This window comes from Acinetobacter lwoffii (assembly GCF_022809915.1).
Taxonomy (GTDB): Bacteria; Pseudomonadota; Gammaproteobacteria; order Pseudomonadales; family Moraxellaceae; genus Acinetobacter; species Acinetobacter lwoffii_M.
Genome location: NZ_JALGQY010000054.1, coordinates 1 through 8,544, shown reverse-complemented (window position 1 = coordinate 8,544; position 8,544 = coordinate 1). Strand labels below are relative to the sequence as shown.

The window sequence follows — 8,544 nt, the reverse complement described above, 5'->3', positions numbered from 1 at the left end:
GTTCTATGTTTATTGTATTGGTTGAGGATGATCCCTATATCGCACAGAGCATTTGTGCTGCTCTGAACTATCTGAATTTTTCAGTGGAGCATGTCAGTCACGCACGTGCTGTAGATTATTTTATCCGGCATAGTGCAGTCGATTTGTGTTTACTGGATTTAGGCCTGCCGGGTCAGGATGGCCTGGAGTTGTTGCATAGCTGGCGACGCGACCAGATTGATCTCCCGGTACTGGTATTGACGGCGCGGCTACGGACCGATCAGTGTGTCCAGGCCCTGAATGCTGGTGCCGATGACTACCTGACCAAACCCTTTGAACTGGAGGAGCTGATTGCCCGGATTCATGCCCTCACCCGTCGCCACCGCGGCTTTGCCTCGAATACCCTGCAATTTGATGAACTGGTTCTAAACCGGGATATCCAGACTGTGACCTATCAAGACCAGGCCGTGAATTTATCTCGCCGTAAATTCAGCCTGCTGGAAACCCTGATGAGCCACCCCAATCAGATCCTGAAAAATGAACAGCTTATTGATAAGCTCTATGGTTTTCAGGACGCTATCGAGAGCAATGCCCTGAATGTACACATTTATCACCTGAGACAAAAACTGCATCCAGACTTGATTCAAACCGTTCGCGGTGTGGGATATATTTTCAAACCGTTTGAGCATCGTCATGTTTAGTCACAGCTTGAAATGGCGTCTGGTCATGAGTCTTTTGGCCGTGTTTATTGTGCTGTGGAGTGCGGTATTTTCATGGCTGTATATTGACCTTAAACAGCGTTTACAAGACACGCTGGATCAACGCTTATCGGCATCTGCGCAAATGGTTGCGCGGCTGATTCAGCAGTTACCGCTGGATAGTCTGGGGGATGCAACCTTATCCAAATTAGCCAAGAATGATGATGCAAACCAGTTAATTGTCTGTGAAGTCTCTCTTTTTAGCTCTGACCTCTCGTTAGGCAATCAGGTGATCGCCAAAACACGCGGTGCTCCCCAAAATTTAAGCCAGCGACCAGAAGGATTCAGCACTTGGCAACAGGGTGATACGGAATGGCGCAGTTATGTTCTGCGTCGTGGCGATATTCAGGTGGTGGCAGCAGAACGTATGTTCTTGAGGGATACCTTACTACAGCAGATTCTGCAGTCCGTACTGATTCCCTTGGTCTTCTCACTGCTGATCTGTATTGCCCTGATCATCTTTATTATCCGCAGACAGTTCCGGTCTTTGGATCAGCTCAGTCAATACCTGAACCAGAAAAACCTTAGCTATTCAGAGGTGGCAGATTTTTTAATGCAGCTCAAGCCTGCAAGTATTCCCCAAGAAGTACAGCCTTTTGTCAACAATTCCACGCAGTTGATTCAAAAACTCAATGACAGTCTGCAACAGGAGAAAGCCTTTAGTGCCTATGCTGCACATGAATTACGCAGTCCCCTGACTGCAATTAAAACCCATGTACAACTGGCCCAGCTGATCGGTCAGCAGCAGCACCTGCCTGAATCCATTCAGCATAGTTTGCAGCAGGCCAATGAGAGTATCCGGCGTTATACGCTGTTACTCGAGCAGCTTTTATTGCTGACCCAATCAGAAAACAGTATCCAGGCAATGCCTGAGGCCATCTGGCTTCGCCCCACACTTGAGAAAGTTCTTGCAGACTTAGGTACACGCTATCCAGAAATGAACAAAAAAATACAAGTAAACTGGGACAACTTGGGCGAAATTCAGCTGCCTGAATTTGTGCTGTATACCGTACTGAAAAATCTGCTTGAAAATGCCCTGCTGCATGCACAGGCTGCCCATATCTGGATTTCCATGCAGTCTGGTTGCCTAGTGATTGAAGATGATGGACAGCAACTGACAGCACAGGATATCCAACATTTAGGACAACGCTTCTGGCGCAAATCTGCTCAGCAGCACGGCCATGGTTTAGGACTGGCATTGACCGCTAACCTGTTAAAACAGTATGGCTATCAGCTCTCTTTCAATGCCCGACAGCCCTATGGGCTTCGCATTGAAATCAATTCAATACAATCGAAAACCCTAGAGATTTTTTGAAATAAAAATTCTTACTTTTCAACATCCAATAAAGATATCACCAATTCAAATCACTTCCTTTGTTTATACAAATAACTTTTTCTTCAACAAAAACCTTCTCTGTATTCTCAAGTTTATGATCAGGCGATCACAACGCACTTTTAATTTTTAGCATAGAAACAGGTATAAAAATAATAAGACCCCTCTATGAAAACAAAAATGCCAGAGAAAAAAGATCACTTGATGCAACTAGGCCTGTCACCAATTAGCTTAAGAAAATCTAATCTGTCCTCATTATTTTTTCATGACTAAACGCTATGCATTAAGAGATGATCAGTGGGAACAGATTAAGGATCTGTTGCCCGGACGAGCAAGTACTGTTTGAGTAACTGCCAAAGACAACAGGGTATTTGTTGAAGCAGTATTGTATCGGTATCGTTCAAGTATTCCGTAGTGAGATTTACCAGAATGCTTTGGGGATTTTAGAGTCGTGCACACTCGCTTTAGCCCTAAAAATCCAGGATAATCACCACCCCACAGTTCTGATTAATTTTTTAAAAATTTCCTTTCGATGGCCGGGCTTGCGCTAAACTCAAAGCATCTTATCGCACCGTAATGCACTGTTATGGAATTCAAGGCCTGGTATAAGCTTCGCAGATTTATTTATGACAATTTGCATAATGAAGAACACGAAAGCATCTTAAGTCGCGTCATCAATATATTTCTGATTATATTGATTATTGGGAATACTGCTGCCGTTTTACTTGAATCAATCAATGACCTCTATCAATCCTATCAGCTGCTGTTTGATGCCTTTGAATTATTCTCGATCTTTATTTTTACCCTGGAATATTTATTAAGATTTTGGGCCATTGCGGAAAAAGACCCCTTTGAAGGTGCATGGAAAAACCGATGGTTATGGATCCGTAGTGGCGGTGCCATCATTGACCTGTTGGCGATTCTCCCGGCCTATATTAACTTCTTTGTGCATCTCGATTTACGCTTCCTGCGAATCCTTCGATTATTCAGATTACTCAAATTAACCCGTTATTTCGTCTCCCTGCAGATTTTATTGCGGGTGATCAAGCGCGAAAAGGGCTCATTTCAGGCGGTTATTTTTATCCTGCTGATCATGATCATCATCGCGGCGGCTGGAGTATATGTGGTTGAAAATAAGGCTCAACCAGAAGTCTTTAGCTCCATCCCTGCATCCATGTGGTGGGCAGTGGTGACACTGACCACGGTCGGCTATGGCGATGTGACACCAATCACCCCCTTAGGCCGCTTTCTAGGGGCTTTAATTACTATTTTAGGGGTGGGTCTGGCAGCGCTTCCTGCGGGTATTCTGGCAAATGGTCTGGCCAATGAGCTGAGACAGCGCAAGCACAAACTGGAATTAAGATTTCGTGAACTGCTCGATGATGCAGAAATTGACTTAATTGAAGATCAAGAAAAAATTGAAATTTTACGTAAAGAAGTCGGACTGAGCAAAGAACAAATGCAGGATATCCTGTTAGAACTTATTCATGAGCGTAAGAAAGAACAACTCGAGCAGGAAAAAAACAAATATTTCTTCTGTCCACATTGTGGGCATAAGTTACCTGATTAAATTCGAACGTCAATGCAAGCGTATCATCACGAGCATCAGACCATCGGGTATGACGCTCGTTGCAGACAGATACTATTCACTCAATCCACTCGACTGAATCAGGATCAAATCCTCTCAGGCCAAAAATGCAGCGATGTCTTCCGCTACTGCCCGAGCTGTCCGGGAAACCCCGACCAGCGTGGCCGAAGCAGCACCGGTCCATTCTCCATAGCCCACCAGCCATAAATTTGGTACCTGAACAGAGCGGCCATTCTGAACCGCAATGGTCTGGTCCGGCTGGATAATTCCGAGGCTGCTGAGGTGATTCAGCGCCGCCTTAAATCCTGTACACCAGATCACCACATCCACATGCGCTGTGCTGCCATCTTCCCAAATCACGCCATGTTCTGTAAAAGCTGAAAATGGACGCCTGCTCTGCAAAATGCCTCGCTCACGTGCATCTTTAACTGAATCAATCATGACAATATCACCCAACCCCCCAATGGGCTGCTCAATCTTTCTACCTTCCTGCTGGGCTTTCAGGCGCTCAGTCGCCCTTAAGAACAGGACACGGCCATCGACATCATCTGCCAGAAACTGCGGCGGTGTCTGGGTGATCCAAAGCGTTTCGGCCACCTGAGATACTTCTGCCAAGATTTGTGCACCAGAGTTACCGCCACCCACCACCATGACTTTCTTGGTTTTAAATAACTCAGCATTTTTATAATCTGCGGAATGCAGTTGTACGCCCTGAAAATGCTCACGGCCGGCATACTCGGGAATAAATGGTTGGCTCCATGTCCCTGTAGCGCTTACCACCGCTTTGGCTTTCCAGGATTGTTCCCCGGCATAAACCTCTAAATACTGGCCCTTACTTTCCACGCGTTCCACACGCACCGGACGAACTACAGGAAAGTGATAGCGCTGCTCATAGGCGGTCAAATAATCGATCACCTCATTGCGGGTCGGATAGGTCTGTTCGGTCGCCGGCATCATCCAGCCTGACAGCGAACTCCAGCTATTCGGGGAGAAAAGGCGCAAGGACTCCCAGGCATGCTGCCAGGCACCTCCAGGCTGAGGCTGATCATCTAGGATGATAAACGGAATGTTCTTACGCTTTAAGAAATAAGCCGTGGACAAACCGGCCTGTCCACCACCGATGATGATCACATCAACTTCAGCTTGTAATTGAGCCAAAATATTTCCCCCCTTCTTTATTGTCATCAAATAAAAACCCAGCCTGCTTATCAGACTGGGCGTATTTCATAAAATTTTCAAGCGTTTAAATTAGCCTTCCATTGCTCAAGATACTTTTCAGTCTCTCTGATCACCTAGAATTTATAAACTACGCTGATTTACCCGTTTGGAAAGCTCTTCAGCCGATTCCTTGCGTTCCGAATAACGGTTGGTCAAATAAGCACTTTGCCCACGGGTTAGTAAAGTAAACTTATACAGTTCTTCCATCACATCGACAATCCGGTCATAGAATGCTGATGGCTTCATTCGTCCATCTTCTTCAAATTCCAGGAATGCTTTTGGAATTGAAGACTGATTTGGAATCGTGATCATCCGCATCCAACGCCCCAAAACACGCATCTGGTTCAGACTATTAAAGGACTGTGATCCCCCACTGACTTGCATCAAGGCAAGGGTTTTTCCCTGAGTGGCACGAATTGCACCCCCTGCCAGAGGAATCCAGTCAATCTGCGATTTAAAGATGGAACTCATAGAACCATGGCGTTCCGGTGAACACCACACCATACCTTCAGCCCATGCCAGAAGCTCATGCAGTTCTTTTACTTTTGGATGTTCAGTATCAGCATCTTCCGGTAAAGGTAGCCCTTTCGGATGGAAGATTTTTACTTCTGCCCCAAAATATTCAAGGATTCGACCAGCTTCAAGAACTGCAAGGCGACTGTAAGAACGTTCCCGATTAGACCCATAGAGCAGTAAAATCCGAGGAGGATGAGCTAGTTCTTTGGCTTGGACTTTTTCAAAGGTGGGTTGTTCAATAAGATTTGGATCTACGTTAGGCAGGTTCATCGGATCAAGCCTCTTTAAAATATTTCTTTCTTAGCCACAGTGAAACACTCACTAAAGCAATTAACACAGGTACTTCAACCAATGGCCCAATAATCGTGGTAAAAGCAACTGGCGAAGCGATACCAAAAGTTGCAATAGCGACTGCAAGTGATAATTCAAAATTATTTCCAGCCGCAGTAAATGAGATTGCAGCAGTTTTTGGATAATCATTGCCCATCCATTTACTCATAAAGAAGCTAATAAAGAACATGGCCACAAAGTAAATGATTAAAGGAATCGCGATGCGTAAAACTTCCAGTGGAAGACTTACGACATCACCTCCTTTTAAGCTAAACATCGCCAAAATCGTAAACAGCAAAGCCATCAAACTCAGCGGGCTGATTTTTGGAATGAACTTGTTTTGATACCATTCTACGCCTTTTTGTTTCACCAAAATTAAGCGCGTTAAGAAACCCAATAAGAACGGAATTCCAAGATAAACCAGAACAGCATGGGTAATGGTCCAGAAGCTAAGATTGATCACTTGAGCTTCAATACCAAAATATGGCGGAAGGAAGGTCAGGAATAACCAGGCATAGGTACTGAAGAATAAAATCTGGAAAATACTGTTAAACGCCACCAATGCTGCAACATATTGGTTATCACCACAGGCCAGACCATTCCACACCAGTACCATGGCGATACATCGAGCTAAACCAATCAGGATCACGCCTGTCATATACTCTGGATAGCTATGCAAAAAAATCACAGCCAACGCAAACATCAGTACCGGAGCAATCAACCAGTTTTGAATTAAAGATAGCGTCAGGGTTTTCTTATCCTTAAACACTTGCGGCAAGGTCGCATAATCCACTTTTGCCAGGGGTGGATACATCATCAGAATCAGACCAATCGCGATTGGAATATTGACTGAATTAATACTGAATTGATCCAGAGCAACCGATGCTTGAGGAAAAAAGTTTCCTATGGCGATGCCTAACGCCATGGCAATAAAAATCCAGAGCGTCAGGTTGCGATCTAAAAAGGACATGCGTTTTTCAGACATGTGACTTACTCAACATTCGAAATTTGATTAATCGCTGCAATCAATTGCGAGCGAGAAAGCTCATTTACGTTAAGTTTAAACAAAGCATCCAAGCGACGATTGATATGTTCAACAGTGCTCATAAAGGCTTTCATTTTTTCTTCTTTATCCACCTCTAAATGGGACGGATCAGACAGGCCCCAGTGCGCCTTGATCGCTCCGCCAAGATAAAGAGGACACGCTTCCTGTGCAGCCGCATCACAGACGGTAATCACCACGTCTGGCTGATACTGTTCACAGGCATCAATGCTTTTGCTGGATAAGCCTTCAGTCGACAAGCCCAGATTGTGCAGGGTTTCAAGCGTCAAGGGATGCACCTGACCGGAAGGTTTGCTGCCGGCACTGTAAGCGACCCAGCCTTCTGGCGCACGGCTATTGAACAACACTTCAGAGAGAATGCTGCGGCAACTGTTCCCCGTACATAAAAACAAAAATTTCATGAAAACTTACTCGCAATGGCTCTGAATCGATAGAGCGGAAGAATCAAATAAAACCGGAACCTCACTAGCTTTTAGCACGTCCAGAATTTCAAAACACCAGGCCGGCAATTGCTGATTAATGCTGTAGTACACCCACTGGCTTTGCCGACGATCGTTGAGTAAACCACAAGAACGTAACAAGGCCAGATGACGTGAAATTTTCGGCTGGCTTAACTGCAGTTTATCGGTCAGATCACAGACGCATTGCTCTTTGTTTTGTGCAATTAGCAGGACAATACTGAGACGTGTTTCATCAGATAAACATTTAAAAAACTGAACGTGGTCCATAATTGCTCCCATTTTTTATGCAAATATACACATATCCATATATATGGTAAAGATGACCTGTCAAAAATGATATCCAGATCAGAATATGCCTACCAGAAAGCGCTCGCTTGAACAATTTCCCGCTTTTTCCGATATAGATCATCGTCAATGTGTTTTTCAGATAAAAAAGCTCCAATCAAGTTGAAGCTTTTTCGCATGGGGGGACACTTTATTTTACCCGATTGCCCCGTTCATCCACGATGATTTCACCGTCTTCTTTGGCAAAGGCTTTTAATTGTGGCAAACGCAGAATATCCAGTACCACTTCCGATGGACGGCATAATCGGGTTCCAAACTCGGTAACCACCAACGGGCGATTGATCAGGATCGGATGTTGCAGCATGGTATCCAGCAGTTTCTCATCGCTCCAGCCGGCATCATCCAGATTCAGCTCGGTGTAGGGATCGACATTTTTACGGAGCACTTCACGAACCGTCAAACCGGCATCCCGAATCATGTTGACCAGCTGATCTTTCGAGGGTGGCGTAAGCAGATATTCGATCACTTCCGGCTCAATTCCCGCATTGCGAATTAACGCCAGCGTATTGCGTGAGGTGCCACAGGCCGGGTTATGATAAATTTGGACTTTTGGCATTTGATTCATGAGCTTCCCTCTTATCAATGAATCATAGTTTTATATATGAATATACGCATATTCGCAATATAAAATATATGTGCTTTATGAATAAAATCTGAGATGAGGACTCTAAAACCATTGGAAACAGTTTCAAAATGAGGCTGTCTTATGTCTAGGATACTGGGAGCAGTCCAGTTGATCTGGATGCTTATTACGGAGACATGCAATCTGATGACATTATTATGGTTCGTTACGGTGATGATGCTACTTTCAAAAATTAGTTATTGAGACAAATGGAAAAAGATATCTTCAGGCTCTAAGTCCAGAGTTCAAGCCAAATATTTGATCCTAGACAAAATAATGGACAGCACGTCCCTCTAAAGATAACGTAACTTTAATCTTTGGAGATTCAAGA

At 44.5% G+C, this 8,544-nt stretch carries 9 protein-coding genes and 2 pseudogenes; 5 read left to right on the top strand and 6 right to left on the bottom strand.

Annotation, left to right across the window (positions count from 1 at the left end; all coding sequences use genetic code 11):
- Window positions 1-5 precede the first annotated feature (5 nt).
- The 4 genes and pseudogenes from MTX11_RS15945 to MTX11_RS15930 all read left to right on the top strand — a co-directional run bounded on the left by MTX11_RS15945 (window position 6) and on the right by MTX11_RS15930 (window position 3,640).
- Complete coding sequence (locus MTX11_RS15945) at window positions 6-680, top strand: response regulator (RefSeq protein WP_243475564.1); 675 nt, start codon at window positions 6-8, stop codon at window positions 678-680.
- Complete coding sequence (locus MTX11_RS15940) at window positions 673-2,052, top strand: sensor histidine kinase (RefSeq protein ID WP_243475563.1); 1,380 nt, start codon at window positions 673-675, stop codon at window positions 2,050-2,052. The genes MTX11_RS15945 and MTX11_RS15940 overlap by 8 nt, the downstream gene beginning before the upstream one ends.
- 283 nt (window positions 2,053-2,335) lie before the next feature.
- Window positions 2,336-2,482, top strand: a pseudogene (locus MTX11_RS15935) (IS5/IS1182 family transposase); the annotation flags it as partial.
- 174 nt (window positions 2,483-2,656) lie between these two features.
- Entirely contained in the window at window positions 2,657-3,640 is a 984-nt protein-coding gene (locus tag MTX11_RS15930) for a potassium channel family protein (protein ID WP_004280160.1), read from the top strand.
- Window positions 3,641-3,754: 114 nt separating this feature from the next.
- On the opposite strand, the gene MTX11_RS15925 is transcribed toward MTX11_RS15930, so the two are convergent.
- From MTX11_RS15925 to arsC, 6 genes are all read right to left on the bottom strand, one after another.
- Window positions 3,755-4,816, bottom strand: a complete 1,062-nt coding sequence (locus tag MTX11_RS15925; RefSeq protein ID WP_004646562.1) for an ArsO family NAD(P)H-dependent flavin-containing monooxygenase — start codon at window positions 4,814-4,816, stop codon at window positions 3,755-3,757.
- A 141-nt stretch (window positions 4,817-4,957) separates the two neighbouring features.
- Complete coding sequence (gene arsH, locus MTX11_RS15920) at window positions 4,958-5,662, bottom strand: arsenical resistance protein ArsH (RefSeq protein ID WP_004280163.1); 705 nt, start codon at window positions 5,660-5,662, stop codon at window positions 4,958-4,960.
- Window positions 5,663-5,666: 4 nt separating this feature from the next.
- Window positions 5,667-6,707, bottom strand: a complete 1,041-nt coding sequence (gene arsB / locus MTX11_RS15915; protein ID WP_004280164.1) for an ACR3 family arsenite efflux transporter — start codon at window positions 6,705-6,707, stop codon at window positions 5,667-5,669.
- Between the two features lie 5 nt (window positions 6,708-6,712).
- On the bottom strand, window positions 6,713-7,186 hold the full coding sequence (locus tag MTX11_RS15910; RefSeq protein ID WP_004280165.1) for an arsenate reductase ArsC: 474 nt from the start codon (window positions 7,184-7,186) through the stop codon (window positions 6,713-6,715).
- Window positions 7,187-7,192: 6 nt separating this feature from the next.
- Window positions 7,193-7,513 (bottom strand): metalloregulator ArsR/SmtB family transcription factor, encoded by a 321-nt coding sequence (locus tag MTX11_RS15905; RefSeq protein WP_004646559.1) that lies wholly within the window; start codon window positions 7,511-7,513, stop codon window positions 7,193-7,195.
- A gap of 208 nt (window positions 7,514-7,721) precedes the next feature.
- On the bottom strand, window positions 7,722-8,156 hold the full coding sequence (gene arsC / locus MTX11_RS15900; protein ID WP_243475562.1) for an arsenate reductase (glutaredoxin): 435 nt from the start codon (window positions 8,154-8,156) through the stop codon (window positions 7,722-7,724).
- 167 nt (window positions 8,157-8,323) lie between these two features.
- On the opposite strand from arsC, the pseudogene MTX11_RS15895 reads away from it, so the two are divergent.
- Window positions 8,324-8,472 (top strand): annotated as a pseudogene (locus MTX11_RS15895) (LexA family protein); the annotation flags it as partial.
- Window positions 8,473-8,544: the final 72 nt, after the last annotated feature.

Bases quoted from the DNA above. Each gene is read 5' to 3' on its own strand.
- MTX11_RS15945 (WP_243475564.1), top strand. From the start codon at position 6: ATGTTTATTGTATTGGTTGAGGATGATCCCTATATCGCACAGAGCATT.
- arsB (WP_004280164.1), bottom strand. From the start codon at position 6,707: ATGTCTGAAAAACGCATGTCCTTTTTAGATCGCAACCTGACGCTCTGG.
- MTX11_RS15940 (WP_243475563.1), top strand. From the start codon at position 673: ATGTTTAGTCACAGCTTGAAATGGCGTCTGGTCATGAGTCTTTTGGCC.
- arsH (WP_004280163.1), bottom strand. From the start codon at position 5,662: ATGAACCTGCCTAACGTAGATCCAAATCTTATTGAACAACCCACCTTT.
- MTX11_RS15930 (WP_004280160.1), top strand. From the start codon at position 2,657: ATGGAATTCAAGGCCTGGTATAAGCTTCGCAGATTTATTTATGACAAT.
- MTX11_RS15910 (WP_004280165.1), bottom strand. From the start codon at position 7,186: ATGAAATTTTTGTTTTTATGTACGGGGAACAGTTGCCGCAGCATTCTC.
- arsC (WP_243475562.1), bottom strand. From the start codon at position 8,156: ATGAATCAAATGCCAAAAGTCCAAATTTATCATAACCCGGCCTGTGGC.
- MTX11_RS15905 (WP_004646559.1), bottom strand. From the start codon at position 7,513: ATGGACCACGTTCAGTTTTTTAAATGTTTATCTGATGAAACACGTCTC.